This is a genomic window from Telluria aromaticivorans, from assembly GCF_013003915.1.
In the GTDB taxonomy this organism is placed as follows: Bacteria; Pseudomonadota; Gammaproteobacteria; order Burkholderiales; family Burkholderiaceae_D; genus Telluria; species Telluria aromaticivorans.
In genome coordinates, this window is sequence record NZ_JABAIV010000009.1 from 91,036 (window position 1) to 117,329 (window position 26,294).

At 65.2% G+C, this 26,294-nt stretch carries 18 protein-coding genes; 8 read left to right on the forward strand and 10 right to left on the reverse strand.

What is annotated here, in order from left to right:
• Window positions 1–3 precede the first annotated feature (3 nt).
• On the forward strand, window positions 4–969 hold the full coding sequence (locus HGB41_RS20410; protein WP_171087910.1) for an ABC transporter permease: 966 nt from the start codon (window positions 4–6) through the stop codon (window positions 967–969).
• 54 nt (window positions 970–1,023) lie between these two features.
• Here the strand turns inward: HGB41_RS20410 and HGB41_RS20415 are convergent, their stop codons facing one another.
• The 10 genes from HGB41_RS20415 to puuE all read right to left on the reverse strand — a co-directional run bounded on the left by HGB41_RS20415 (window position 1,024) and on the right by puuE (window position 18,204).
• Window positions 1,024–1,884, reverse strand: coding sequence for a MipA/OmpV family protein (locus tag HGB41_RS20415; RefSeq protein ID WP_171087912.1), 861 nt, complete (start codon window positions 1,882–1,884; stop codon window positions 1,024–1,026).
• A 303-nt stretch (window positions 1,885–2,187) separates the two neighbouring features.
• On the reverse strand, window positions 2,188–3,249 hold the full coding sequence (locus HGB41_RS20420; RefSeq protein ID WP_171087914.1) for a S1/P1 nuclease: 1,062 nt from the start codon (window positions 3,247–3,249) through the stop codon (window positions 2,188–2,190).
• Between the two features lie 26 nt (window positions 3,250–3,275).
• Window positions 3,276–4,979 (reverse strand): bifunctional metallophosphatase/5'-nucleotidase, encoded by a 1,704-nt coding sequence (locus tag HGB41_RS20425; RefSeq protein ID WP_171087916.1) that lies wholly within the window; start codon window positions 4,977–4,979, stop codon window positions 3,276–3,278.
• Window positions 4,980–5,147: 168 nt separating this feature from the next.
• The gene (locus tag HGB41_RS20430; RefSeq protein ID WP_171087918.1) at window positions 5,148–8,579 is read right to left on the reverse strand and encodes a TonB-dependent receptor; all 3,432 of its coding nucleotides are present in this window, start codon (window positions 8,577–8,579) and stop codon (window positions 5,148–5,150) included.
• Between the two features lie 524 nt (window positions 8,580–9,103).
• On the reverse strand, window positions 9,104–10,597 hold the full coding sequence (locus HGB41_RS20435; RefSeq protein WP_171087920.1) for an amidohydrolase family protein: 1,494 nt from the start codon (window positions 10,595–10,597) through the stop codon (window positions 9,104–9,106).
• A gap of 283 nt (window positions 10,598–10,880) precedes the next feature.
• On the reverse strand, window positions 10,881–12,191 hold the full coding sequence (gene guaD, locus HGB41_RS20440; RefSeq protein WP_171087922.1) for a guanine deaminase: 1,311 nt from the start codon (window positions 12,189–12,191) through the stop codon (window positions 10,881–10,883).
• The gene (gene xdhC, locus HGB41_RS20445; protein WP_171087925.1) at window positions 12,191–13,297 is read right to left on the reverse strand and encodes a xanthine dehydrogenase accessory protein XdhC; all 1,107 of its coding nucleotides are present in this window, start codon (window positions 13,295–13,297) and stop codon (window positions 12,191–12,193) included. The genes guaD and xdhC overlap by 1 nt, the downstream gene beginning before the upstream one ends.
• The gene (gene xdhB / locus HGB41_RS20450) at window positions 13,297–15,630 is read right to left on the reverse strand and encodes a xanthine dehydrogenase molybdopterin binding subunit (RefSeq protein ID WP_171087926.1); all 2,334 of its coding nucleotides are present in this window, start codon (window positions 15,628–15,630) and stop codon (window positions 13,297–13,299) included. The genes xdhC and xdhB overlap by 1 nt, the downstream gene beginning before the upstream one ends.
• Window positions 15,627–17,108, reverse strand: coding sequence for a xanthine dehydrogenase small subunit (gene xdhA / locus HGB41_RS20455; protein ID WP_171087927.1), 1,482 nt, complete (start codon window positions 17,106–17,108; stop codon window positions 15,627–15,629). The genes xdhB and xdhA overlap by 4 nt, the downstream gene beginning before the upstream one ends.
• A gap of 142 nt (window positions 17,109–17,250) precedes the next feature.
• Complete coding sequence (puuE, locus tag HGB41_RS20460; protein ID WP_171087928.1) at window positions 17,251–18,204, reverse strand: allantoinase PuuE; 954 nt, start codon at window positions 18,202–18,204, stop codon at window positions 17,251–17,253.
• Window positions 18,205–18,321: 117 nt separating this feature from the next.
• Between puuE and uraH the strand changes: the two genes are divergently transcribed.
• The 7 genes from uraH (at window position 18,322) to HGB41_RS20495 (ending at window position 26,183) form a co-directional block, all read left to right on the forward strand.
• On the forward strand, window positions 18,322–18,675 hold the full coding sequence (uraH, locus tag HGB41_RS20465) for a hydroxyisourate hydrolase (protein WP_171087931.1): 354 nt from the start codon (window positions 18,322–18,324) through the stop codon (window positions 18,673–18,675).
• Between the two features lie 70 nt (window positions 18,676–18,745).
• Complete coding sequence (locus tag HGB41_RS20470) at window positions 18,746–20,587, forward strand: DUF4153 domain-containing protein (protein WP_171087934.1); 1,842 nt, start codon at window positions 18,746–18,748, stop codon at window positions 20,585–20,587.
• A gap of 40 nt (window positions 20,588–20,627) precedes the next feature.
• Window positions 20,628–21,185 (forward strand): ClpP family protease, encoded by a 558-nt coding sequence (locus tag HGB41_RS20475; RefSeq protein ID WP_171087936.1) that lies wholly within the window; start codon window positions 20,628–20,630, stop codon window positions 21,183–21,185.
• A 203-nt stretch (window positions 21,186–21,388) separates the two neighbouring features.
• Window positions 21,389–22,642, forward strand: coding sequence for a porin (locus HGB41_RS20480; RefSeq protein WP_171087937.1), 1,254 nt, complete (start codon window positions 21,389–21,391; stop codon window positions 22,640–22,642).
• A gap of 10 nt (window positions 22,643–22,652) precedes the next feature.
• Complete coding sequence (locus HGB41_RS20485; RefSeq protein ID WP_171087939.1) at window positions 22,653–23,057, forward strand: hypothetical protein; 405 nt, start codon at window positions 22,653–22,655, stop codon at window positions 23,055–23,057.
• A gap of 73 nt (window positions 23,058–23,130) precedes the next feature.
• Window positions 23,131–24,693 (forward strand): methyl-accepting chemotaxis protein, encoded by a 1,563-nt coding sequence (locus tag HGB41_RS20490; protein ID WP_171087942.1) that lies wholly within the window; start codon window positions 23,131–23,133, stop codon window positions 24,691–24,693.
• A gap of 191 nt (window positions 24,694–24,884) precedes the next feature.
• Window positions 24,885–26,183: an HlyC/CorC family transporter gene (locus HGB41_RS20495; protein WP_171087945.1), complete on the forward strand. Its 1,299-nt coding sequence runs from the start codon at window positions 24,885–24,887 to the stop codon at window positions 26,181–26,183.
• Window positions 26,184–26,294 lie beyond the last annotated feature (111 nt).

The following is a 26,294-nucleotide window of genomic DNA, read 5'->3' on the forward strand; positions in this document are numbered from 1 at the left end:
GCCATGGAAGACTTCCAGTTCGCCAGTATCGTCGTCTCCACGATCCGCAATGCACCGGTCCTGATCTTCGCGGCGATGGCCGGCCTGTTCGCCGAACGCAGCGGCGTGATCGACCTCGGCCTCGAGGGCAAGATCCTCGCCTCGGCCTTTGTGTCGGCCGGCGTCGCCTACTCCTACCAGGACCCGTGGCTCGGCATCGCCGCCGGCATCCTGGCATCGAGCGTGCTCGCGATGGTACAGGCCTTCGTGTCGATCACCCAGCGCGGCAACCAGCTGGTCGCCGGCATGGCGATCAATATCGCGATGAGCGGCCTGACCTTCGTGGTCGCCCAGTACTTCTTCCAGCAGGGTGGACGCACGCCGGAGCTGGGCGCGGCGCGCCTGACCGACGTGATCCTGCCCGGCACTGCCGCCGTGGCCGACATCCCCTTCATCGGCTGGTTCTATGGCCACGTGATCGGCGGCCACTCGGTGCTGGTCTACCTCGCCTTCCTGCTGCTGCCGCTGGTGCACTGGCTGCTCTACCACAGCCGCTTCGGCCTGCGCCTGCGCGCCTGCGGCGAGAACCCGCATGCGGCCGACGCGGCCGGCGTGTCGGTACAGCAGACCCGCTACACGGCCATGCTGATCGCCGGCGTGCTGTGCTCGTTCTCGGGCGCCTACCTGTCGATCGTCCAGAGCGGCTTCTTCCTGCGCGACATGTCGGCCGGCGCCGGCTACCTGGCGCTGACGGCCATGGTGTTCGGTAACTGGCGTCCGCTGCACACGGTGCTGGGCTGCCTGATGTTCGGCTTCTTCGGCGCGGTCCAGATCCAGATCGAAGGCGTGGACCTGCCGGTGGTCGGCCGCATCCCTGGTTCGCTGATCCAGATGATCCCGTACGTGCTGACCGTGATCGTGCTGGCAGGCCTGATGGCCAAGTCGGTGGCGCCGAAAGCGCTGGGACGTCCGTTCGTCAAATCGCGCTAAGCGCCCTGTGACGAATCGAGGGGACAATGCCGGCGGCATTGTCCCCTTTGTTTTTTACAGGGCCGGATCCAGGGTCTCCCCGCCCCTGGCCCGCGCGCTAGAGCGCTTGAAGGTCCACAGCACCCCCACTCCCCCTGACACCCCGCTGTCTTTCACATGCAGCGGACTGTCCCGGTTCGCCGCCCCCTTGTAACTCTCGTAGCGCAGGTAGCCGAACACGCGCAGGTCGTCGTTCAGGCGGCGCGTGCCGAACAGCCCCAGGCGCGTCAGGAGCAGGCCCGCATCCGCCGCGTACGCGGGTCGCGATGCTGTCGCGAACTGCGGCGCCACTTCATAGAAATGCCGGTTGATCTTGCTGTCGCCCAGCACGACCGACAGATTCCCTTCCAGCGACCACAGGCCGCGCTCGCCGGCCAGTTCATAGGCCAGGCGCGGCTCGAAGGTATAACCCCGGTTGTGCAGGCCGCCCCGCGCCTCGATGACGGCACGCAGCGGCAGTTCGGCGCGCAGGCTGCGGTTGCCGCCCAGATCCGCCAGCTTCAGCTTCAAGCGCGGCCCGAACTCCAGCAGCGGCCCCAGGTCGGGCATGCCGTCGCGCTCGTCGACGTCGTCGGAGTCCGAGGGCAGCGCACCGGCGAAGCCGACGTCGAGTTCGACCCGGTCGCTGCGGAACAGCCGCGCCGCGATGCCGGAGCGGTCGGCCCGCAGGACCTGGCCGCGGTAGACGACGTTGGGAAACACCAGCAGCCGTGTTTCACGGTCGTCGGCGCCGGGATAGGCGGGGGTGGAGATGCCGGCGGCGCCAAGGCCGATTTCCCAGAGCGGCAGGCCGCGTTCGGGGTCGGACTGGGCAGTGGCGGCGGTGGAGACGAGGAGGCAGGCGGCGCAGCAGGCGGCGTTGAGGAGGCTGGTCATGGTGGGCTGGAGAGGAATCGGGATGAGCCGGATTCTATCCAAGACCGGGGATAAGACGCGCCGCGGACGCCGAATACTGACGGCGGTCAAATCAACTGCGTGCCCATAAACGTCATCCCGGCTGTGGGCCCATGCCGGTCAAGTGGTGAGAACCGTAGCGTGGGCGGGTTCTCCGCCCACGCGGCGATAGTTAGCGCGGGATAACCGCATTGCGTCCGTGCTACCGATGGTTGAACGCGTGGGCAAGCGGCTGAAGCCGGGAGTGATAACTACGCCAGCGGCACGAAGCCACTCGTAACGCTATCAACCCTTCTCCGGCCAGATCGCCTGCAACAACGCCGCCAGGTTATACCCGCCCTTGATCAATTGCTGCTTGGCGATCTCGGAGCTTGGCACCGGGTAGTTGGCCGGCACTTCCAGCGCGAAGGTGTAATAGGTCTCGCCCTTCTTGCTGGTTTGCGGAACCAGCTTGCCCGGCACGACCCCGTCAAACGCCTGCTTGGCCACGAACAGCGAATGGTTGGCCCAGGCATACGGCACGACGATCGGGTCGCCTTCGATCTTCGGGATGTTCATGTTGCCGCCGATGACCTTGGTGGCGAACTGGTCAGCCGTCTTGGTCTGGATACGGCGGAAGGCATAGTCGACCGTGGTGCTGTCCCAGTACGAGTGGAAAGGCTTGGTCAGGGCCTTCGGAACGCCTTCGCGCACCGGCATTGGCTCTCCGGGGCCGATCAGCCCATCGGCCAGCGAGGTGATCCTGGCATCGTCCAGCAGCAGGTTGTTGCTGCCGCGCGAATCGAAGATCGCCACTTCGTTGACGTCGGCCTGGTTGGCCGGCACCACGAACTTGCTGTCCTTGCCGACATAGGCTGCGCCCACGTGCAGCGGCTGGTGGATGTCGCCGGCAAAGTGGGCGATCAGGATCAGCGCCTGGCGCCTGGTGAACTTGTGCGGGTTCAGTTCCGGGTCGGTCTTGCCCTGCAGGACCGCGATGCACTGGCGCAGCGTCTGGACGATGTCGACGCCGGTGCGGCCCACGCCGTGGTCATCGTAGTGGTCCTGCTGGAACGGCACGTTGGTGTAGTGGTATTTGTCGTGCTGCGGGTTGCCGTGGACGTACTCGACCATCTCAGCGGTCTGCTCGCCGCAATAGGTGCCCTTGACGCAATCGGCCCAGTTGGCGACCAGTTCGAGCGACTCACCCGGCTTGAGCAGCAGGGCAATTTCTTTCTGCGCCTTGGTGCCCTTGAGCAGCTTGTCGGCGATGGCGCCGATCGCCTTGTGGCCGTCGCGGCCCCAGGCCATGGCGTCGAAGGATGCGAATGCGCCCGTCAGCGCGAGTACGACTGCTAGTTTCTTCATGGTCTTTCCTCGTTGGACAGTTCTGCTTACTTGATCTTCACAATGCGCGGCGCGGCCGGCGCCAGCGAGGCACCCTGCCCTTCGCTGGCGCGCAAGAATTCGGTGAACGCGTCGAGGTCGAGCATGCCGGTTTCCAGGCGGTTCGTGCCCTTGGCGAATTCGGGGAAGTTGTCGCCGCCTTCGGCCAAGAAGTTGTTGGCCACGATGCGGTACCTCTTGCCATCTTCCAGCGGCGCGCCGTTAATGCGGATGCTGCCCGGGACCACACGGCTGCCAACCGGACGCTTCTCGTCCCACTGGTAGCTGAAACCGTTCGAGACCTGCAGGATCGATGGCGACGACGATTCCGGGCGCGCCCACTGCTGCTCGAGCAGGCTGCGGATCTGGGCGCCGCTCAGGTCCATCACCACCAGGGTATTGCCGAACGGGAGCACAGCCTGGGTCTGGCCAAAGGCTGCGACGTTGTTCTCGCCGGCTTCCAGGTCCTTGCGGATGCCGCCCTCGTTCATGAAGCCGACCTGGACGCCGAGGTTGCGCGTAGCGGCCAGCACCGCATCGGCAATCGTGCTGCCCAGCACCGATTCGCCGGCATCGTTCTTCTTGCGCAGCACCGGCGCCGCCGCCAGGCGCGCCACCGGGCGCGTCAGGGCCGCGCGGCTGCGCTCCTTGAGCGAGGCGATGAATGCCGCCATCTTCGGGTCGGCCGGGAAGTCGCCGGGTTTGAGCACCACGTTCTGTACCTGCAGGTCGGTAACGGTGTCGGTCGCGGCATCGACCTTCATGGCGATACGGGTCGCCAGGTGGCCGTAGGAGCCGGCCTGGGTCACGGTGCGGCCCTCGACCTGGCACAAATAGCCCTGGTGCGAGTGGCCGGAAATGACCAGGCGGACCGCCGGGTCGAGCTTTTTGACGAGGTCGACCAGCGGGCCTTTCAGGTTGGTGCAACCCGGGCTCATCGGGTTGTCCTTGGTGGTGCCGCCTTCGTGCACCAGCGCGACGATGACGTCGGCGCCCTGCGCGCGCATGGCAGGAATGGCGCGGTTGATTGCCTCGGCTTCGTCGCCGAATTTCAGGCCGGCGATACCCGAGGCCATGACGACCGACCGGGTGTCCTGCAGCACGACGCCGACCAGGCCGACCTTCACGCCTTTCACGGTCTCGATCTTGAAACCCGGGATGAAGGGCTGGCCGGTGGCGCTGTCGACCACGTTGGCGGCCAGGTAGGTGAACTTCGCCCCGCCGTAGTTCGGTCCCATCTGGCAGGCCTTGGTCGGGCGTACCGAGTCGCAGCCGCCGTTCTGCTGGCGCAGCAGTTCCTTGCGGCCGGCATCGAATTCGTGGTTGCCGACCGCGCTCGCGCGCAGTCCCATCATATTCATGGCTTCGATGGTCGGCTCGTCGGCCCACAGCGAAGACATCGCCGGGCTGGCGCCCACCAGGTCGCCGGCGGAGACGAACAGCAGGTCCTTGTCTTCCTTGCGCCAGGCCTGCAGCGCCGCGGCCACGGCTTCGGCGCCGCCGGCGCGGATCGCCGAGGTCTTGGCGCCGTCGGCGCCGGTCGGCGTGTAGCGGCTCGGCTCGAGGTTGCCGTGGAAATCGTTGATGGCGACGATGTTGATGGTCACCGGCTCGCGGCTGGAGGTGGCGGCGCAGCCAGCGAAGGCCAGGGATACTGCGAGCGCCAGCGCGGCGCGGGAAAGGCGTGCCGGGGCACGAAGGGAAACGGTCATGGACTATTCTCGATCAGGGACGGGAGGCCGGCTGCGGCCCTCGGCATTATTGCATGGGCCAGCAGGGGCCGGCCATCTTTACAGGCGCGAAAAACGCCCCCTGCACCCATAAAAAAACGGCCAGTGTCGCCACTGGCCGTTCTTCACATCATGCTACGAATCCGGTGCTTAGAATTCGTACTTGACGGTTGCCTGGATGGCCCACTGCGATTCGCCTTTGGCCTGGCGAACGTCGAGGTCTTCCACGTTGTTACGCACTGCGTAGACGTACTTGCCAGCAGCATTCAGGCCGACGTAGTCGACGAAGCTGCGTGCCTGCGCGCCGGCGGACTGGAAGCCCACTTCTTCGATACGGCCCCACTTCTTGTTCAGCAGGTTGCCGAAGTTCAGGATGTCGAGCGAGAAGCTGGCCTTGTGCTTGGCCATGAAGCCAGGGATTTCCTGGGTGATCTTCACGTCGAAGCTGTTGGTCCATGGCGAGAAGGCGCTGTTACGCTCCACGACGCCACCCTTTGCATTGCGCAGGGCCTTGTTCGACTCGACGATGTCCCAGAACTTGGTCTCGTTGGCCTTGTTGGTCGCGGTGTCGCCGAAGAACACGACTTCGCCCGAACCGACGCCCGACGGGATGTACATCAAGTCATTGCCTGCCAGGCCATCGCCGTTCAGGTCGTTGTTGATGGTCCAGCTGTACGGCTTGCCCTCACGGCCTTCATAGAAGACGCCGAGGCGGGTGCGGTAGTTGCCGAAGAAGCGGTTCTCCCACGACAGACGGGCGTTGATACGGTCTTTCACCAGGTACGACGAGTTGGCGGCAACTTCTTCGTTCGGGTTGAAGACCGAGCGGCCCGACCAGCTCGAGTTCGAGGTCGACGAGGTCAGCGGCGAGACTTCGGTCGCGTTGGTGTGCGAGTAAGCCACCGACCAGCCGAAGCCCTTGCGGGTCGGGCTCGTCACGGACAGGGTCACGACCTGGGCATCGCCCTTGTCGGTACGCTGGGCCACCAGCACGCGGTCGTAGCTCAGGTTCGACAGCGCCTTGGCGGTGTTCTGGCAACCGGTCGCCGTACCCGCCGCGTTGTTGGTGAAGGTGTAGCAGCTGGCGTTCAGGCCGTTGGCGTTGTAGTACAGCGCGCGGCCATCGGTACCGGTGCGGGTCGGTGCGCCCAGGTTCAGGTGCTGGTAGAAGATCGCGTCCTTGTTCTGGGTTGCCAGCAGCTCGGCGCCGAAGACCAGGCCGTTCCATGGCAGCTCATGCTCGAATGCCAGGTTGGCTTTCCAGATCGACGGCTGCTTCAGGTCCGGCGACAGGATGTCGACGTTGGCTGCAGGGGTCGAGCCGGTGACGGTACGCTGGGCGTTCACGTCCGGGGTGAACAGGCCGTCGGTGTTCGGGCAGCGGGTTGCACCCGAACCCGAGCAGGTGATGCTGCGGGTTGCCGCGCCCGGGTTCGAGAACGGGTTCGACATCCACACGGTCGCCGCGGCGCCCTGGAACAGGCCGGCGCCACCGCGCAGCTGCATCGGACGTGCCGAGTCGAACTTGTAGTTGAAGCCGACGCGCGGCTGCCACAGCTTGTTGCCGTCGAAGGTACGGGTGTTGTCGAGGCTGTAGCCACCGGTCTGGCGCAGGAAGGTCGCGGCATTGCCGGCGACGGTCGGCTGGGCCACGGCCGCGTTGCGCAGCGGGTTGTTGTCGACATTGGTCAGGTCGACGCGCACGCCCGCGCTGACGGTCAGGTTCTTGTTAACCGACCAGTTATCCTGCAGGAAGAAACCGGTGTTCTTCATGGTGAACTGGGCAATCGCGTTGCTCAGCGAACCGCCGGCGACCGGCAGCTGCACGGTGTACGACGACGGACGGCCGCGCGAGAAGTTCTCGTAGATCGCAGCATCGATCTGGGCCGAGGTCGCGGTAGCGCAGTTGACCGCGCCGGCAGCCGATGCGCCAGGCACGTTGGCGTAGGTGAAGTTGTTATCGCACTGGAAGGTGTAGTTGCCGTACACGTTCTGCAGGAAGGCGTTGTAGACCTCGTTCGAGGTGTAGTCCGCACCGACCTTGAACTCGTGGTCGCCCCACAGGTAGTTGGCGCCGGCATAGATGTCGAGGGTCTTGGTGCCCAGCACGTTGTTGTGGCGGCTGCTCTCGGTACCGCTGTTCAGGAAGCGGGTGCCGGTGCGGGTGCCGCTTGGGGCATCCGATGGCAGCGCGCCGGTGAACGAGAACGACATGGTCGGCAGGGTCGCGTTGTTGACCGGGACCGAATCATAGTCGCGCTGCGAGACCTTGAACTCGGTCGAGAAGTTCTGGGTCCAGTCCGAGAACACCTGGCCGACCAGGGTTTCGATGGTCTTGTCCTGGTTGTAGAACTGCGAGCTCAGCGCCACGCCGCTCTGCGAGAAGCCTGGGAAGATCGGCTCGTTCTGGGAGGTCTTCGAGTAGCGCAGGCTGGCGCGATGATCGTCGCTGATGTTCCAGTCGAACTTGACCATGCGCTCTTCGACCTTCATCTTGGTGCCGGCCGGGACGCCGGTGCTGCCGAGGTCGAAGTTGTAGCGGTTCTTGGCGATGTCGGTCAGGCGTGCGATCTGGTTCGGGCTGATGCCGACGGTGGTGCCGGCGCCGGAGCCGATGGCGCCGAATTCAGGGGCGCTGCGGCTGCTTTCGTAGTTTTCGGCCAGGGCGAAGAAGAACAGCTTGTCCTGGACCAGCGGGCCGCTGACCCACAGGCCCTTGGTGTTGTCCTTGAAGTCAGGCGCGTCGACATAGGCGTCGGTCGAGCGGTTGTAGCGCTTGCCGACCAGGCGGTCGTCGCGAGTCACGTAGTAGGCGCCGCCGTGGTACTGGTTGGTACCCGATTTGGTGACGGCGTTGATGTTGGCGCCGGTGTAGCCGCGCTGGGTCACGTCGTAGTTGGCGACGTTGACCTGCACCGAGGCGATGGCTTCCATCGAGATCGGCTGGCGGGCGGTCGGGCTGCCGTTGGCTTCCAGGCCGAAAGTGTCGTTGATGGCCACGCCGTCGATGGTCATCGAGTTGTAGCGCGAGTTCTGGCCGGCCACGGACATTTCGCCGCGGTCCTTGTCGGTCTGCGAGATGCGCGGGTCGATACGCGCGAAGTCCTGCAGGTTGCGGTTGATCGATGCCTGGGTTTCCAGGTCGGCACGCGAGATGCTGGTGACCGAACCCATTGCGTTGTTCGAGAAGATCTCCGAGCGGGCAGCCGAACCGGTCACGGTCACGGTCTGCATCTGCTGGCCCAGGGTCGCGTCGACGGCGGCGGTTTCGGCCAGCTCGATGAACACGTTCTCGCGGCGCTCGGTGACGCCATCCTTGGTGATGACGATCGTGTAAGGACCGCCCACGCGCAGGCCGCGTGCAACGTAACGGCCTTCCGCGTCGGTGACGACGTTGCTGACAGAACCGGACTCAGCGTGAACAATCTGCACCTGGGCGCCGGCCGCAGGCTTGCCGTCCGCAGCCGAGATACGACCGCCGATGGCGGAGGTGGTGTTCTGTGCGAAGACTGGCGCGGCAGCCAAGGCAACCGACAAAGCCAGCGCGAGCTTGGTGAGCCGGATCTGTTGTTGAGTGATCATTGATAACCCCAAAAGGAACTTAATAGTTATAACGGGCAGCCGACGGTTGCCCATCTCTTACAGTATTGCAATCATTATTGCTGCATGGTGCGCCGGCGAGCCTGCCGACTGGCGGCGGCAATCTTAACCTGCCAATATGACAACAAAATTACACGGCGGCGTTGGTGATAAGGTGTTCAGGATTTCTGGACATCAACGTCCAATGTGCCTCACCGTTAACATTCCGGCAAATTCGTTTTGGCTAGGTTATTTATACTTTCCCAGTATAAATACAGTCCAGCACCTTGATCTTGCACAACAGATCGAGGCCTGCCCGGAGCAAAAACACAAAGCGGAATTATACGGAGGGCGTTCCTAGCCGAAACTTTTTTGATATAAATTTCGTGGAAGTGAGCAGGACAGGAAGGAATGTGTAGCGAGAAGACCACAGAAAATGTGGCGTCGCTGTGTTCTGATCAAACAGTTACCAATTCGGGGTAACTGCCAGGCGGACCGGCACGGTGCCGGGCCGCCCTTTATGACAGCTATTTGACACCAGCCTGCGTCTTTACAAGTCCGGCGATCCTGGCCTCGAACGCCGCAAAACGCGCATCGAGCTGGCGGGTCAGACGTTGTTTTTCTGCCACTGGAAGGAAGGCATAGCGGATGCTGTTATACGAGGCCTTCTTCATCTCCGCATACCCCGGCTTGTAGCGGCTCGCGAACAGCACGTATTCGTTCGACAGCGTATGGCGGGTGACGCCGGCGTCGTCGGTCGAGATCACGTAGGGCACGCCGTATTTGCGGTACAGGGTGACCGGGTGGTTCGCCCCTTCGATGCCGTTGATGAAGCTGTTCGAGGTCAGGTTGATCTCGACCGGGATGTCGTCCTTGCGCATCTTCGCCATGATGGCCGGTGCGTTCGACTCGTGCGCCAGGTCGATGCCGTGGCCGATGCGGTCGGCGCCGGCAATCACCAGGGCCTGGTCGATGTGGAACTTCAGGCCTTCCGGCGGCACGTCGCCCAGCGCCAGCTCGCCGGCATGCATCGCCACCTTCACATCCGGGTAGCGCGCTTTCAGGAAGCGGAACATCTTCATGTGCAGCGAATAGTCGCGCATCGAGACCATCGTGCTTTCCTGGCCCACGATGTTGACGCCGACGATCTTGTCGCTCATCTTCGCGGCCTTGAAGCCGGAGACCATCGACGAGAACACCTGCGACGGGTTCAGCAGGCGCAGCACATAGGTCTGGTAGCGCATGGTGAAGCGCTCGTCGTCGATGCCTTCGGCCGACTCGTGGATTTTGGTCACGAAGTCTTCGGTCGACTTGCCGAAAGCCTCGTCCTGCTCCAGCACGGCCAGCCAGGCGCCCATCTGTGCGTCGAAGGCCTTGTCGTCGTTGGCGTTCTGCCAGGCAAGCAGGTCGAAGTCCTTGTTGACCACAAAAGGAGACATCTTGAACATGGTCTCGATATAGCCGACGTTTTCTTCGATCGCGCGTTTCTTCAGCTCCTGCAGGCCTTCGCGGAAGTTCGCGTTCGACACCGGTCCGAAGAAGCCGAAGGTCTGGAAGAACAGGCGGTCCGGCGGCGGCTGCATCGCGCCGTGGTTATTGAAATCCTTGTTCGACCAGCGCTGCAGCAGCTCGCGGTAGGTGAAGTCGTCGGCATGGACTTCGGCCGTGGACAGGCAGTTGCGCTGCTCCGCCGGTTTGGCGCGCTCGGCGTCGATGACCTCTTTCTTCGTTTCGATGCGGTAGGTCTGCTTGTTGAGGCAATAACCCTGCTTGTCGAGGAAGTCGACGTACTGCTCGGCATAGACCGAACCCGAATAATGGTGGTGCAGGTCGCCGCCCTTGGGCATCTGGGTGAAGAACAGGGTCAGCTCGGCCGTCTTCGGCTCGCCCGCGACCAGGCTCGCGTAATGACGCGCGGTGGCGGCTTCGTTGGCGGTGTTCGCGGGTCCCTTGGCCAGCGCCTGCGGGGCGCCAGCGAAGGCCAGGGCGAGCATGGCGCCGCCGGTCAGTTTGATGTACATGGGTGGTGACTTTCTGGTGCGGTTACTTGAGCTGTAAAGCGCGGGCCAGGGCTCGCGGTGACCGCGCAACTCTATACGGTTGAGTTGGGGTTGGCAATATGGCCAATGGAGGTGCCCGCGTGGGTAGTCGCCGGATTCGGCGATGGAGGCGTTGTCGCGCATCGTAGGGTGGGCAAGTTCCTTGCCCACGCGTTCAACCAGCGGAAGAATAGCCGCGCGGGCAGCTTTACCGTGATTTGAACGCGCGGGCAGGAAACCTGCCCACCCTACGGGTTTCGGCAAATCACGCGGCGCGGGTATGAACCAACGCCCCCGCCGAATACGTCGCCTTGACCGCGCGGTCATCCCCCAGCAGCGCCAGCGCAAACACCAGCTCCTCCAGCGACTCCAGCTGCTTTGTCCTGCGCGCCAGCAGCGGGGTCGAGGCCGGGTCGAGCACGATGAAATCGGCTTCGGCGCCCGGCGCGAAGCTGCCGATCGTGCCTTCCAGGTCCATGGCGCGCGCGGCGCCCAGGGTGGCCAGGTAGAACATACGCAGCGCCGGCAGGTAGCTGCCCTTCAGACGCGCCACCTTGTAGGCTTCGTTCATCGTCTGCAGCATCGAGAACGAGGTGCCGGCGCCGACGTCAGTGCCGAGCGAGAGCTGGGTACGCGCGCGGTCGGCGCGGTCGAAGTCGAACAGGCCGCTGCCGAGGAACAGATTCGAGGTCGGGCAGACCGCCGCCGCCGCCCCGGTGGCCGTCATGCGCGCGAAGTCTTCGTCGTCGAGCCAGATGCAGTGGCCGAACAGCGCGCGCGGGCGCATCAGGCCGAAGCGTTCGTACACGTCCAGGTAGCTGCGCGCCTGCGGGTGCAGCTCGCCCACCCATTTGCATTCGTCCTGGTTTTCCGAGACGTGGGTCTGGATGAAGGTATCCGGGTAGGCTGCCGCCAGTTCGCCCGTGGCGCGCAGCTGGGCGTCGGTGGACGTCGGCGCAAAGCGCGGCGTGATCGCATACAGCGCGCGGCCACGCTTGTGCCATTTCTCGATCAGGTCCGCGCTGTCGCCCACGCCGCCCTCGACGTCGCGCAGGAAGTCCGGGCAGTGGCGGTCCATCAGCACCTTGCCGGCCACCATGCGCAGGTTGCGCGCTTCGCTGGCCTCGAAGAAGGTGTCGACCGACTCCCGGTGCACGGTGCAGTAGACGACCGCGGTCGTGGTCCCGCAGCGCAGCAGCTCATCCAGGAAGAATTCGGCGGTGTCGCGCGCATGCTCCGTCTCGCCGAAACGGCGTTCGGTCGGGAAGGTATAGGTCTCCAGCCAGGGCAGCAGGCCGGGGCTTGGGGAGGCGATCATGTCGGTCTGCGGGAAATGCAGGTGGGTGTCGATGAAGCCCGGCGAGATCAGGCAGCCGCGGTAATCGGCCGGGGTGACGCCGTCGGGCAGCGTGCAGGCGAGCTTCGCATAGTCGCCGGCCGCCTTGACGCGGCCGTCTTCGACGATTAGCAGGCCATCCTCATGCCAGGCATGGGCGTCGGCGTGGAAGGCCGGGTCGGCGTGAAAATGCAGCAAGCTCGCACGGTAGGCTTGCACGTTGGGGGTTGCGGTGGACATCAATTTACTTCCGAAGAAACGTCAGGTTGGCGGGCGGCTGCTTCCCATACGGTGAGCAGCTGGGCCGCCACGGAGGCCGCGATCACGGCCGGGGCCTTGCCCTCGATGCCGCTCAAGCCGACCGGGCAGACCATGGCGTCGAGGCGTCCGGCATCGACGCCGCGTTCGCGCAGGCGGTGCTCGAACTGGCGGCGCTTGGTATCGGAGCCGATCAGGCCGAACCAGCCGTAGGTAGATAAGGGGCCGGGGCGGGCCACGAGAGGCCGGGACAATATCGCGTGGGACAGGCGCAGGTCAAGGGCATGGCTGTGTGTCATGACCAGGAAGCTGGTGCCTTGTGGGGCGTTTTCAACAAGCGCCTCGGGCGTGTCGGTCGCTTCCACCGTCACGTTGGCCGGGATCGCGGCCGGGAACAGGTCGTCGCGCTCGTCGACCCAGGTGACGCGGCAAGGCAGCTCGGCCAGCGCACGCACGATGGCGGCGCCGACGTGGCCGGCGCCGAACAGCATCAGGTGGGCGCGGGGGGCGAGGACGGCGTCGATGAGCCAGCGGCCGCCGTCGCCGGCTTCGAACAGGTGCGTGCCCTGCCCCCGGTCGAATTCTGGAACCTCACCTCCGGCGAGCTGGCGCCCGCTGCCGTCGAACAATCCCGTAGGGTGGGCGGGTCTCCCGCCCGCGCGTTCAACCAGCTGTGGCTCAGTCGCAGTGGGATCGGGTGTGCGAGCGTGGGTTGAACGCGCGGGCGGCGAAGCCGCCCACCCTACGAAAACCACGCGCCAGGTGTCTTCATTGCGGCGCTTGTCGAGCAGCGCCAGCTGCTCGGCATCGGCCATCTCGAAGGCCAGGTAAGCAATCCCGCCGCAACACTGCCCCAGGCTCGGCCCCAGCGGAAACCGCTCGATATGCGCCTCCCCGCCGGTGAGCAGCATGCCGCGCGCAATCTCCAGCGCCCGGTGCTCCAGGTGCCCGCCACCGATGGTGCCACGGAAGCACTCGGCCTCCACCAGCATGCGTGCCCCCGGCTCGCGCGGCACCGAGCCTTCGACGCGGGCGACCGTCACCAGCACTGCCGGCGCACCCAGTGTGCTTGTCAGCCAGTCTTCCATCACGCGTCCTGTGCTGCCTCGACAGCCGCCACCGCCTTGAGGATTTCCTCGCAGGTCGCCGGCGCGTTCAGCGGCGGATTCACCTTGTGCCCGCCCACGGCGGAGATGGCGTCGCGGATCGCGAAGAACACCGAGAATGGCAGCAGCAACGGCGGCTCGCCCACGGCCTTGGAACGGTGGATGCTGTCCTCGGCGTTGCGGTTCTTGAACAGGCGCACGCGGAAGTCTTCCGGGCAGTCCGAGATGCCGGGGATCTTGTAGGTCGACGGTGCGTGCGTCATGAGCTTGCCCGCCGGGTTCCACCACAACTCTTCGGTCGTGAGCCAGCCCATGCCCTGGATGAAGGCGCCTTCGACCTGGCCGATGTCGATGGCCGGGTTCAGAGAATTACCGGCGTCGTAGAGCGCGTCGGCACGCAGCAGCTTCCATTCGCCGGTGAGCGTGTCGACCACCACTTCGGATACCGCCGCGCCGTAGGCGTAATAGGAGAACGGGTGGCCGTTCATGGTCTTCGGGTCCCAGTGCAGGCCCGGCGTGGCATAGAAGCCGTCGGACCACAGCTGCACCCGCGCCAGGTAGGCCTTGGCCACCAGTTCGCTGAACGGGACCTCGCGGCCGGCCACAAACACCGTGTCGGCCGCGAACTGCACCTCGGATGCCTCGCCGCCGAATTGCGCGGCGGCGAAGGCGGCCAGGCGGTCGCGGATCTTGCGGGCGGCGTCCTGCGCGGCCTTGCCGTTCAGGTCCGCGCCGGTCGATGCCGCGGTGGCCGAGGTATTGGCGACCTTGCTGGTATTGGTGGCGGTGGCGCGCACCCGCTCCAGGTCCACGCCCAGTTCATGTGCGACCACCTGCATCACCTTGGTGTTGATCCCCTGCCCCATCTCGGTGCCGCCATGGTTGACCAGGATCGAGCCATCCACATAGACGTGCACCAGCGCCCCGGCCTGGTTCAGGTGGGTGACGTTGAAGGCGATGCCGAATTTGACCGGCGTGATCGCCAGGCCTTTTTTCAGCACTGGACTGGTACGGTTGTATTCCGAAATTGCCACGCGCCGGGCGCGGTAATCGCTGGTCTCTTCCAGCTCGGCCACCAGTTCGTGGATGACGTTGTCGACGATCGTCTGGCCGTAGGGCGTGACGTTGCGCTCAAGGCGGCCATAGAAATTCAGGCGCCGGATGTCGAGCGGGTCGCGCCCCAGGTTGCGCGCGATCTCGTCGATGACGTATTCGATGGCGATTGCGCCCTGCGGACCGCCGAAGCCGCGGAAGGCGGTGTTCGACTGTGTATTGGTCTTGCCGCAGGCGGCGCGGATCTCGACGTCGGACAGGTAGTAGGTATTGTCGAAGTGGCAGACGGCGCGCGTCGCCACCGGGCCGGACAAATCGGCCGAATAGCCGGCGCGGGTGACCATGTCGACCTTGGCCGCGACGATGCGCCCTTCGCGGTCGTAGCCGACTTCGTATTCGTAATGGAAGCAGTGGCGCTTGCCGGTGACCAGCATGTCGTCGTCGCGGTCGGCGCGCAGCTTGACCGGGCGGCGCAGGCGCGCGGCAGCGATGGCGGCCGCGCTGGCCCAGAGCGCCGACTGCGATTCCTTGCCGCCGAAGCCCCCGCCCATGCGGCGGCATTCGACCACCACGTGGTGCGAATGCAGGCCGAGCGCGTGCGCGACCACGTGCTGCATCTCGCTCGGGTGCTGGGTCGAGCAATAGACGTGCATGCCGCGGTCTTCGCCGGGGATCGCATAGGCGATCTGGCCTTCCAAATAAAACTGTTCCTGGCCGCCGACGTACAGTTCGCCCTTGGCGCGGCAAGGCGCGCGGGCAAAGGCATTCTCCGCGTCGCCGCGCGCCAGGCGCATCGGCGGCAGCACGTAAGACGCGGCGGCGCGCGCTGCCTGCGGGGTCAGGATGGCCGGCAGGTCTTCGTAATCGACCTTGGCCAGTTTGGCCGCACGGCGTGCGTTGTCGTGGCTGTCGGCCACCACGATGAACACCGGCTGGCCAAGGTACTGCACCAGTCCATCGGCCAGGATCGGGTCGTCGTGGATGATCGGGCCGCAGTCGTTGGTGCCCGGGATGTCCTGGGCAAGCAGCACGGCCACCACGCCGCGGCTGGCTGCTACCTGCTCCAGATCGATGGCGGTGATGCGTGCATGCGCGCGGTTTGACAAGCCCAGCGCGGCATGCAGCGTGCCGGCGATTTCAGGGATGTCGTCGGTATAGGTGGCCTGGCCGAGCACGTGCAGCACGGCTGACTCATGCGGGCGCGCGCGGCCGACTTCGTTCCACTGCGCCGTGCCAAGGTTTGGGGTGCCTGCGTCATTCATCTCGATTCTCCCTCGGTGCCGGCGGCGAACGCATTGACGGCGGTGGCGGGCAGCGGGTTATCCACCCGCGTCTCCAGCCAGAAGCGGCGCAGCAGATTCTGCGCGGCCTGCATGCGGTAGTTGCTCGACGCCCGCATGTCGCTCAGCGGCGCGTAATCCTGCGCCATCGCGCGCATGGCGGCGCGCATGGCGTCTTCCGTCCATGGCTGGCCGACCAGCGCTGCCTCGGCGCTTGCCGCGCGCCTGGGCGTGGCCGCCATGCCGCCGAAGGCGATGCGCGCTTCCGTCACGGTGTGGCCGTCAAGCGTTACCGCAAACGCGGCGCAGACGGCCGAGATATCCTGGTCGAAGCGCTTGGCCAGTTTATAGGTGCGGAACTGCATGCCGGCACGTGGCAGCGGGATCCGCAGCGCCTGCACGAATTCATCGGCGCGCAGGTCTTTCTGCTGGTAGCCGAGATAGAAATCTTCCAGTGCCAGCACGCGTTCGCCCGCGGCGCCGCGCAGCACCACCTGGGCGCCGAGCGCGATCAGCCAGGGCATCGAATCGCCGATCGGCGAGCCGTTCGCGACGTTGCCGCCCAGGGTGCCGGCATTGCGGATCGGGAGCGAGGCAAAACGCTGCCACATCTCGCCCAGCTCGTCGGGATAGTGGCGGCAGACGGCGGCATAGGCATCGTTCAGGGTGACGCCGGCGCCGATCTCCAGCATCCCATCCGCTTCGTTCACAAGCTTGAGCGCCTCGACCTGGCCGAGATAGATGATCTCGTTCAGCTCGCGCATCTGCTTGGTGACCCACAGGCCCACGTCGGTCGACCCGGCCAGCAGCAGCGCGGCCGGGTGTTCGGCCCGCAGCCGCACCAGCTCGTCGAGGGTGCGCGGTGCGTGGAAACGCCCGCCTTTGGCCTCATACGTGAAGCCGTGCGCACGTTGCAGGACCTTCAAGCGCTCGGCCAGCGCGGCACGATCGAAGGATGCGGGCGGCAGCTCGACCATGCGGCGGGCAGCGTCGATGATCGGGCGGTAGCCGGTGCAGCGGCACAGGTTGCCCGACAGGGCGTCGTCGATCTGGCAGCGCGAAGGCTGGCGGCCTTCCTGTTTCAGGTACATGCCCCACAGCGACATGGCGAAACCCGGCGTGCAGAAACCGCATTGCGAACCATGGCATTCGACCAGTGCCTGCTGCACCGGATGCAGGCTGCCGTCCTGTTGTTGCAGATCTTCCACGGTAAACAGCGCCTTGCCGTCGAGCGTGGGCGTGAACTGGATGCAGGAATTGACGGCCTTGAGTTCGAGCTTGCCGTCTTCGAGCGAGCCGATCACCACCGTGCAGGCGCCGCAATCGCCTTCGGCACAGCCTTCCTTGGTGCCGGTGCAGTGCAGGTCTTCCCGCAGGTGCTGCAGGATGGTCTGGGAAGGCAGCACATCGCGCACTTCCTGGACGGCCCCACGGTAATAAAATCGGATCGGGTCTGGCATCGTGGGTCTCGTCTCGTTATCTGCTGTTCCAGGTGGTTTTCACCAAGGGCGGAAGGCTACCACCCGCGGGTCACCCACTTATAAGACTTTGCATATATTGCTTATCGATATATAAGCATATCTTATGAAGCGGCCCGCAACTTCATTCTAGGAAAGGATGGACCGTTTTCCAATGATTGGCGATGTCGATGCGGCGCGTGATCCACACATGGTTGTGACGCTGCACGTAATCAAGGAAGCGCGCCAGCGCCGCCGCCCGGGCCGGCCGTCCCACGATGCGGCAATGCAGGCCGATCGACAGCATCTTCGGCTGGTTCAGGCCGTTCGGGTCGCCCTCGGCATACAGCACGTCGAACGCATCCTTCAGGTAGTCGAAGAACTGGGTACCGGAATTGAATCCCTGCTGCGCGGCGAAACGCATGTCGTTGGTGTCGAGCGTGTAGGGCACCACCAGGTGCGGCTCGGCCCGCCCTCCGCCACCGGGGCCGCTTACGGTGACGCGCTGCCAGAACGGCAGGTCGTCGCCATAGTGATCCGAGTCATAGGCGAAACCGCCATGCTCGACCACCAGCTTGCGCGTATTCGGGGAATCGCGTCCGGTATACCAGCCGAGCGGTGCCTCGCCAGTCAGGTCGCGGATGATCTGCACCGCCTCAAGCATATGGGCGCGCTCGGTGTCCTCATCCATATTCTGGTACGAGATCCAGCGCAGCCCGTGGCAGGCAATCTCGTGTCCCAGTTCGCGGAAAGCGCTGACTGCCTCCGGGTTGCGTTTGAGCGCCATCGCCACCCCAAACACCGTCAGCGGCAGGCCGCGCTCCTCGAACAGGCGCAGGATCCGCCACAGGCCGGCGCGCGAGCCGTATTCGTAGAGCGACTCCATGCTCATGTGGCGCATCGGGAAGGCTTGCGCGCCGATGATCTCGGACAGAAAGGTTTCCGAGGCCGGGTCGCCGTGCAGCACGGAATTCTCGCCGCCTTCCTCGTAGTTCAGCACGAACTGCAGGGCGATCCTGGCCTGGCCCGGCCATTGCGCATGCGGCGGCGTGCGGCCGTAGCCAACCAGGTCGCGCGGATAGTTCGAATAGGTGTCCATGGGATCCAAAAGAGGCAGGTAGTTCGGGCAGGTATATCGGCGATCATATATTGCAGGAAGCACAAGGGTATATGATTGCCCGCATACTTCAACTCATCCATCCGATATGGGAGCACCATGGGCAAACTTTCCACCCACGTCCTCGATACCGCCCATGGCCGGCCCGGCGCCGGCGTCAAGGTGGAGCTGTTCACCGTCGACGAGGGCAGCCGCAGCCTGGTCAAGACCGACCTGACCAATGCGGATGGCCGCTGCGGCGCCCCGCTGCTCGAGGGCGAGGCCTTGCGGACCGGCCTGTATGAGCTGGTCTTCCACGCCGGCGACTATTTTGCCGCGCAAGGCGTCGCCCTGCCCGCGCCGCGCTTCCTCGACCGCATCACCATCGCCTTCGGCGTCCATGACGGCAGCCAGAACTACCACGTGCCGCTGGTGGTCACGCCCTGGTCGTATTCGACCTACCGGGGAAGCTAGCAGGCTTGCGGGTGGCGGCCGGGTTCGAGCGACGCTAATATTGACCGGATAACCAATACGGAGCTCCCCCATGCAAGCCGACGCAGGCCAGGATACCCACGACCTTCCGGCGACGCCCGGCATCGCCCCCACCCGTATCGCCATCGGGCTGGCCCAGGGCCTGCTGGTCTACCTGCTCTACCGCGCCGGCACCGACCTGGCCTGGCCGGCCACCCAGCCCCTGCTCTTCCTTCCCCTGTTGATGGTGGCGGTGATGGCGCCGGTCATCGCCATCAGTGGCCTGGGCCAGATGGCGCGCCGTCCCTTGCTGCTGTGGCTCGGCACGGCCGCGGCCCTGATCGTCGCCTTCGCCTTCTACGACGCCTGGCGCATGGAAGGCATCCACCTGCCGCAGCCGGCGCCGCGTGCCATCGAGCCCTCGCCCCAGCTGTGCGTCTTCCTCGCGGCCGGCTTCTTCATCGCCCATGCGCTGGTGCTGGCCGGGGCCCAGGAGCGGCGGCGCATCGCCGGCTACACGAACTATTTCGAGATTGCCTGGAAGCTGGGCGTGCAGCTGGCCTTCAGTGGCCTGTTCGTAGGCAGCACCTGGCTGGTGCTGCACCTCGGGGCCCAGCTCTTCCTGCTGATCAAGCTCGATTTCCTGAGCCGCGCGATCGACCAATCCTGGTTCGCGATCCCGGTCACCACCTTCGCCTTCGCCTGCGCCATGCACCTGACCGACGTGCGCCCGGCCATCGTGCGCGGCATCCGCAACCTGCTGCTGGTGCTGCTGTCGTGGATCCTTCCAGTCCTCACCCTGCTGGTCGGCGGCTTCCTCGCCAGCCTGCTGTTCACCGGGCTCGAACCGCTCTGGGCCACCCGCCGCGCCGCCGCCGTGCTGCTGGGCGCCGCCGCTGCCTTCGTGGTGCTGGTCAATGCGGCCTGGCAGAACGGGGGCGTGCAGGTCGCGCGCCCGGTCGCCCTGGCGGCGCGCATCGCCGCCCTGCTGCTGGTTCCGGTGGTCGCCCTCGCCGTCTACGCCCTCGCATTGCGGGTCAACGAGCATGGCTGGACCGACGACCGGGTGATCGCCGCCGCCTGCATGCTGGTGGCCAGCTGCTATGCCGGCGGCTACGCTGCCGCGGCGCTGCGCAAGGGCTGGCTGGCCGGGCTGGCCGGGGTCAATATTGCGGCGGCCTTCGTCGTGCTGGGCGTGCTGGCGCTGCTGTTCTCGCCGGTCGGGGATCCGGACCGGCTCTCGACCATTGACCAGCTGGCCCGCCTCAGGTCCGGCGCGGTCACGGCCGGCGAATTCGACGTCGGCTACCTGCACTTCGATGCCGGCCGCTACGGACGCGAGGCGCTGGCGCGGCTCGAGGCCGATGCGGCGGCCCCGCAAGCCGCGTTCCTGCGCGCGCGGATCGCGGCGGTGCGCAAGCAGGTCTACCGGCACCACGACAGGGCGCTGCAGGATCTCCCGGTGCTGGCGGAGAACCTGCGCGCCTGGCCGGCAGGCACGCGCCTGCCCGACAGCTTCATGAAAATGGACTGGAGCCAGGTGGGAGACGAGCTGCCGGACTGCCTGCGCCGCCGCGGCGACGTGTGCGAAGCTTTCCTGCTGGACCTCGGCGGCAGCGCGGCGCCGGAAGTAATCCTGCTGGGCCAGGCGATGGAGAACGCGGTCCTGCACGAAACGCCCGGCGGCGCGTGGCGCGTGATCGGCACGCTGCCGCCCCGCCTGGCCAACTGCGCATCGCTGCAGCAGGCGCTGCGCGAAGGACGCTTCCGGGCCCTCCCGTCCGCGTGGGGCGACATCGAGATCGCGGGCCAGCGCCTGCCGGTACGCCAGCCGCACACTCTGCCGCCCGGCTGCACTGCGGCGCCAGTCGCGGGGCCGCACCCGATGCCGGTCCAGCCGGACGCTGCGCCCTAGCGGATCTTGCTATGCTTGGCCCAGCGCATCGGGAGAGCATATGGCACTGCACATCGTTCATTTCATCGGGCCGATCAACCACAATTCCGCCAGCACGGTACGCAACCTGTGCCTGCAGGCGCTGCTGAACGGCGCCACGGAGATCGAGCTGCACATGTCCAGCGAAGGCGGCAACATGACTGCCGGCTTCGCGCTCTACTTCTTCCTGAAATCGCTTCCAGTGCCGCTTACCACCCACAATATCGGCAGCGTCGAGTCGGTGGCCGTGGTGATCTTCCTGGCCGGGCAAAAACGCTATGCCTGCCCCGGCACGCGTTTCCTGATCCATCCGCTGCACTGGGGCTTCGGCAGCCTGGCCGCCGCCGACCATGCCCGCGTATCCGAATGGCGCGACTGCCTCGACTTCGACGCCGAGCGCTATGCCAAGGTCGTACTCGATACGACCACCGAGGCCGGCACGCCCACCGACATCCACACCAACCTGTTCGGCAACGCCCGCATCTTTGACGCCGACGAGGCCGTCAAGGCTGGCCTCATCCATCGCGCCGTCCAGGCCCAGCTGCCGCCCGCAGGCACGACTTGTCACTGGTGGAATTAGTGTGACAACGCAGTGTTTCAATAACACAACGTCGACATGCCATTCCTGTAAGTAATTATCTCCAATTGTAATTATTCCTTGCGCTCAAAATTGCCGCCTGGATAGAATAATTTCCAGAGCTTTACAGCGTTGCCAGCGTGCTGCCTTGGCCAGCGCTGATTTTTATGAGCAGCTGTACGAACATGAGTGCAAGAAGAATGATGATGAACAAACGTGTAATGACAAGCCTGCTGGTGCTTCCACTGGCGATTTCGACTGCCTATGCGCAGGACACCGGCCTGCAAGCTGTTAAAGTCAGCGGCTTCGGCACCGGCGCCCTGACCTGGGCCGATACCGACAAAGCCGAGTTCGCTCGCCCGAACCAGGCCCAGGGATCGTCGAAAGACTTCCGTACCGGCATCGACTCGAACCTCGGCCTACAGGCCGACCTGCCGGTCAACAGCTGGCTCTCGGTGACGGCCCAGGGCCTGGTGCGCAAGGATGCCGAAGAAAACTACGGCGCCGAACTGAGCTGGGCATTTGCCAAGGCGCGGGTGTCCGATGAAGTGAGCGTGCGCGTCGGCCGTATCGGCCTGCCGGTGTTCATGATTTCCGACTACCGCAATGTCGGCTATGCCAACACCATGCTGCGTCCGCCGGCGGAAGTGTACTCGCAGGTCCCGTTCAACAGCGTCGATGGCGCAGACGTGACCTGGCAACACGGTTTCGGCGACACTTCGGTCACCGCACAACTGGCTTATGGCAATGTGAAATCCCCGATCTCCGGCAATATCCACGTGCGTGGCAAAGAGCTCGCCGCCGTGAACGTCAGCGCCGAACACGGCCCGTTCACCGTCCGTGCAGGTCACGCCACCGGCAAGATCACCATCGACGATTCGGTCTCGCTCAACACCCTGGTGGGTGGCCTGCGCGCCGCCGCCGCCGGCTACCGCTTCCCCGAGCTGGCTCCGCTGGCTGCCGAGATCGAAGCCAAGGACAAGCGTGCGCACTTCAGCTCGCTCGGCCTGTCGATGGACTGGAATAACATCGTCGTCCAGACCGAGTTTGCCAAGCGCAAGTCCGAGACCTATATCAACGACACCAGCTCGTGGTACGTGATGGGCGGCTACCGCATCGGCAAATTCCTGCCGTACGTCACCCACAGCAAGCTGAAGATCGACAGCGCCGTCGTCAACACCGTGCGCGCCGCCTGCCCGGCCGGCTTCCCGGCCGCCTGCACCCCGACCATGCAGGCGCTTGGCGCCGGCGTGCGCCGCCTGCCGAATACCGGCGTGGGCCAGGGCGAGCAGTCGACCAACACCATCGGCGTCCGCTGGGACTTCGCCAGCTCGGTCGCACTCAAGGCGCAGGTCGACCGCATCAAGCCGAAGAACGGCAACGGCCTGTTCATCAACGTCCAGCCTGGCTTCAACGACACCGTGACAGTCGGCGCCGTCGCCCTCGATTTCGTCTTCTAAGGAGCGACATATGAACAAGATTTTTGCAACGCTGTTCGCTGCCGCTACCCTGGTCGCCGCTCCGGCCTTCGCCGAAGTGGTGGTCGTGGTCAACCCGAAAGCCGCCGAAGCCTCGATGACCAAGGAGCAGGTCGCCCAGTTCTTCCTGGGTAAATCGTCGTCCATGACGCCGATCGACCAGTCCGACGCAGCCCCGGTTCGCGCCGAGTTCTACAAGAAGGTCGCGGACAAGGATGCCGCCCAGGCCAAGGCCCTGTGGTCGAAGCTGGTCTTCACCGGCAAGGCCACGATGCCGAAGGAAGTCGCCGACAACGCCGCCGTCAAGGCTGCCGTCGCCGCCAACCCGAAGGCCATCGGCTATATCGAGAAGAGCGCCGTCGATGCGACCGTCAAAGTCGTCTACACCGCGCAATAAGCGCATACGCGTCTAGCACCACCCGCCGCCGGTATTTACGCCCGCGGCGGTTTCTGCATTTTTGGAGACAACAATGAGCATCAAGCGCAGGATCTGGGCACTGCCCGTTATTTCCGCCATTATTTTCGGCCTTGGCGCCGGCGCCAGCGCGATGATCGCGAACCGCGCACTGGATTCGATCACCACGACCGCCAGCGTCGACTACCCGGTGCTCGATGCCTCCAAGGCACTCACCCTCGACGTGGTGGCCATCACCGATGGCTTCCGTGACGCCGTCGCCGAAGGCGACAAGGAGAAGATCGGCCAGGTCGGCGAGCAGGCCAGCAAGCTGCGCGCCAAGCTGGACAAATTCAAACAGATTCCCGGCCAGCTCGAGACCGGCACGCGCCTCGGCAAGGAATTCGACGCCTATTACGCGCCGGCCCTGTCGGCCGCGCGCATCATGCTCGAGATGGAAGAAGGCGACCCGCAGGCGGTCGTCGGCAAGATGCAATCGGCCCTGTCGGTCCTGAACACCGACCTGGCCAAGGTCAACGAAGCGGCCCAGCGCCAGTTCGCCACCGGCATCGAGGACAGCAAGAACAGCGTCAACAAGGTCGTGATGTCGATGTTGCTGACCGCCCTCGTGGTCATCGCCAGCCTGGCCGTGATCTCGTGGTTCGTGGTGCGCACCATCTGGCGCCAGCTCGGCGGCGAACCGGCGTATGCGCGCGAGATCGCACGCGCCGTGGCCGCCGGCGACCTGTCGACCGAGATCCGCATCGAAGCCGGCGACGACAGCAGCCTGCTGGTGGCGATCAAGGACATGCGCGGCCGCCTGGCGACCCTGGTCGCCGAAATCAAGGCTTCGGCCGACACCATCGCGCTGGCCAGCGCCGAAATCGCAAGCGGCAATGCCGACCTGGCGCAGCGCACCGAATCGCAGGCCGCAAGCCTGGACCGCACCAGCCGTTCGATGGACCAACTGACCGGCGCCGTGCGCGAGAACGCCGCCGCTGCAAACCAGGCCAACGCACTGGTGGAAACCGCGACCGATATCGCCACCCGCGGCGGCCAGGTGGTCGGCGGCGTGGTCACCACCATGGGCGACATCAACAGCTCGGCCAACAAGATCGTCGAGATCATCTCGGTCATCGACGGCATCGCCTTCCAGACCAATATCCTGGCGCTGAACGCGGCGGTGGAAGCGGCACGCGCCGGCGAGCAAGGCCGCGGCTTTGCGGTGGTCGCAGGCGAAGTACGCAACCTGGCGCAGCGTTCGGCGGCGGCGGCCAAGGAGATCAAGGGCCTGATCGGCGACTCGGTGGCCAAGGTCAGCGCAGGCAGCGTGCTGGTGGACGAAGCCGGCGTGACCATGGGCCAGATCGTGGAATCGGTGCGCAAGGTGCAGGCGATCATGATGGAAATCAGCGCCGCCGGCGCCCGCCAGAGCGCCGGCATCGACGAAATCGGCCGCGCGATCAGCAGCATCGACGAGATGACCCAGCAGAATTCGGCGCTGGTCGAAGAGGCGTCGGCGGCGGCGGAGTCGCTCACCGAGCAGACCACGCAGCTGACCGGGGCGCTGTCGGTGTTCAAGCTGGAAGCGGGTTCGCCGGTTTCGAGCGGTTCGGCGAATCGGCTGGCGCTGCGTTAAGTTGTAATTTATAGCGGCTACCGATACACGTTAGCCGCTTGCTACGAACTTGGTTCCCGCGAAGGCGGGAACCCAATTTGCGGGAACCCCCCTAGCGGAACCCTGCACTACCGGCTCCAACATTCTCCCCGCTTGCCCCCCACCCCGGCTTGCCTTAAACTCAAACCCCGCAAGTTCCTTCACGGTGACCCTTGGATACCGTCCCTTTGTGGGTGCTCGTGCTGGCACTCGCGCTGCTGATCCTGTTCTCCGCCTTCTTCGCGATGACGGAGACGGCCCTGATGGCCGCCAATAAATACCGCCTGCGCCACCTTGCGGGTCGCGGCAACAGCGGCGCCATCACCACCCTCTGGCTGCTGGAACGCATCGACCGCTTCCTGTCGCTGGTGCTGATCGCGAACGTCCTGCTCAATGCCATGTGCGCGGCGCTGGTCACGGTGATCGCGATCCGCCTGTTCGGCGCCGAGGAAAGCGTGGTGACCGGGGCCGCCGCCGCGGTGGCCTTCCTGCTGATCGTGTTCGCCGAAGTCGCGCCCAAGGTGATCGGCGCCACCTACCCGGAACCGATCGCGGTCGCCACCAGCCTGCCGCTCAAGGGCCTGATGCGGGTGGGACGTCCCCTGATTTCCTTCGTCAACCTGTTCGTGCGCGCCCTGCTGCGCCTGCTGCGCATCCCGGCCCAGCCGGACGCCGCGCGCCAGCGCCTGTCGCGCGAAGAATTGCGTTCAGTGGTGCTGGAAGGCGGCAGCTTCATCCCGCAGAAGCACCGCAGCATCCTGCTCAATTTGTTCGACCTCGAAGCGGTGAAGGTCGACGACATCATGACCCCGCGCAGCCAGATCGAGGCGATCGACCTGCAGGGCCCGATCGAGGCCATCCTCGACGCCCTGGCAAGCAGCTCCCACAACGAACTGCCCGTGATCGAGGGCGAGATCAACCGCATCGCCGGCATCCTGCACGTGCGCAAGGCGCTCGGGCTGCTGCGCGAACCGGGCGAGGTCACCCGCGAGCAGCTGCGCGGCCTGCTGGTGCCGCCCTATTTCATCCCCGAAGACACGCGCGCCCTCGACCAGCTCCAGCACTTCCAGGAAGAGCACGAACGGCTCGGCATCATCGTCGACGAATACGGCGAGGTGCAGGGCCTCGTGACGCTCGACGACATCATCGAGGAAATGGTCGGCAACTTCAGCACCCCGGAAACGGCCGGCGAGATCTGCGACGCGGCCAGCTGGGACGCGCATGGCGAATGCCTCATCGCGGGCAGCACCCCGCTGCGCGACATCAACAAGCAGCTCGGACTCAGCTTGCCGCTGGACGGCCCACGCACCGTAAACGGCCTGCTGCTGGAGGTGCTGCAGGAGATCCCGGATGCGCCGATCGCATTGAGGCTTGCCAATTGTGTCATCGAAGTGGTGCAGGTCGAACACCAGGCCATCAGGCTGGTCAAGCTGCTGCGTCCGGCGCCGTCAAAGCGTTTCCTTGTCGCCTGAACCATAATCCTTGTCGGCCTCACCACAAGGCTTGTCGGGTGCACCATGAATGGGCGCATGCTATTGCGCCTACGTGGCGCGCACGCATCTACGCGGGCACAAAACCTTTAC

Coding starts and splice junctions, on each gene's coding strand:
- HGB41_RS20410 (WP_171087910.1), top strand. CDS start 4: ATGGAAGACTTCCAGTTCGCCAGTATCGTCGTCTCCACGATCCGCAAT.
- HGB41_RS20415 (WP_171087912.1), bottom strand. CDS start 1,884: ATGACCAGCCTCCTCAACGCCGCCTGCTGCGCCGCCTGCCTCCTCGTC.
- HGB41_RS20420 (WP_171087914.1), bottom strand. CDS start 3,249: ATGAAGAAACTAGCAGTCGTACTCGCGCTGACGGGCGCATTCGCATCC.
- HGB41_RS20425 (WP_171087916.1), bottom strand. CDS start 4,979: ATGACCGTTTCCCTTCGTGCCCCGGCACGCCTTTCCCGCGCCGCGCTG.
- HGB41_RS20430 (WP_171087918.1), bottom strand. CDS start 8,579: ATGATCACTCAACAACAGATCCGGCTCACCAAGCTCGCGCTGGCTTTG.
- HGB41_RS20435 (WP_171087920.1), bottom strand. CDS start 10,597: ATGTACATCAAACTGACCGGCGGCGCCATGCTCGCCCTGGCCTTCGCT.
- guaD (WP_171087922.1), bottom strand. CDS start 12,191: ATGTCCACCGCAACCCCCAACGTGCAAGCCTACCGTGCGAGCTTGCTG.
- xdhC (WP_171087925.1), bottom strand. CDS start 13,297: ATGGAAGACTGGCTGACAAGCACACTGGGTGCGCCGGCAGTGCTGGTG.
- xdhB (WP_171087926.1), bottom strand. CDS start 15,630: ATGAATGACGCAGGCACCCCAAACCTTGGCACGGCGCAGTGGAACGAA.
- xdhA (WP_171087927.1), bottom strand. CDS start 17,108: ATGCCAGACCCGATCCGATTTTATTACCGTGGGGCCGTCCAGGAAGTG.
- puuE (WP_171087928.1), bottom strand. CDS start 18,204: ATGGACACCTATTCGAACTATCCGCGCGACCTGGTTGGCTACGGCCGC.
- uraH (WP_171087931.1), top strand. CDS start 18,322: ATGGGCAAACTTTCCACCCACGTCCTCGATACCGCCCATGGCCGGCCC.
- HGB41_RS20470 (WP_171087934.1), top strand. CDS start 18,746: ATGCAAGCCGACGCAGGCCAGGATACCCACGACCTTCCGGCGACGCCC.
- HGB41_RS20475 (WP_171087936.1), top strand. CDS start 20,628: ATGGCACTGCACATCGTTCATTTCATCGGGCCGATCAACCACAATTCC.
- HGB41_RS20480 (WP_171087937.1), top strand. CDS start 21,389: ATGAACAAACGTGTAATGACAAGCCTGCTGGTGCTTCCACTGGCGATT.
- HGB41_RS20485 (WP_171087939.1), top strand. CDS start 22,653: ATGAACAAGATTTTTGCAACGCTGTTCGCTGCCGCTACCCTGGTCGCC.
- HGB41_RS20490 (WP_171087942.1), top strand. CDS start 23,131: ATGAGCATCAAGCGCAGGATCTGGGCACTGCCCGTTATTTCCGCCATT.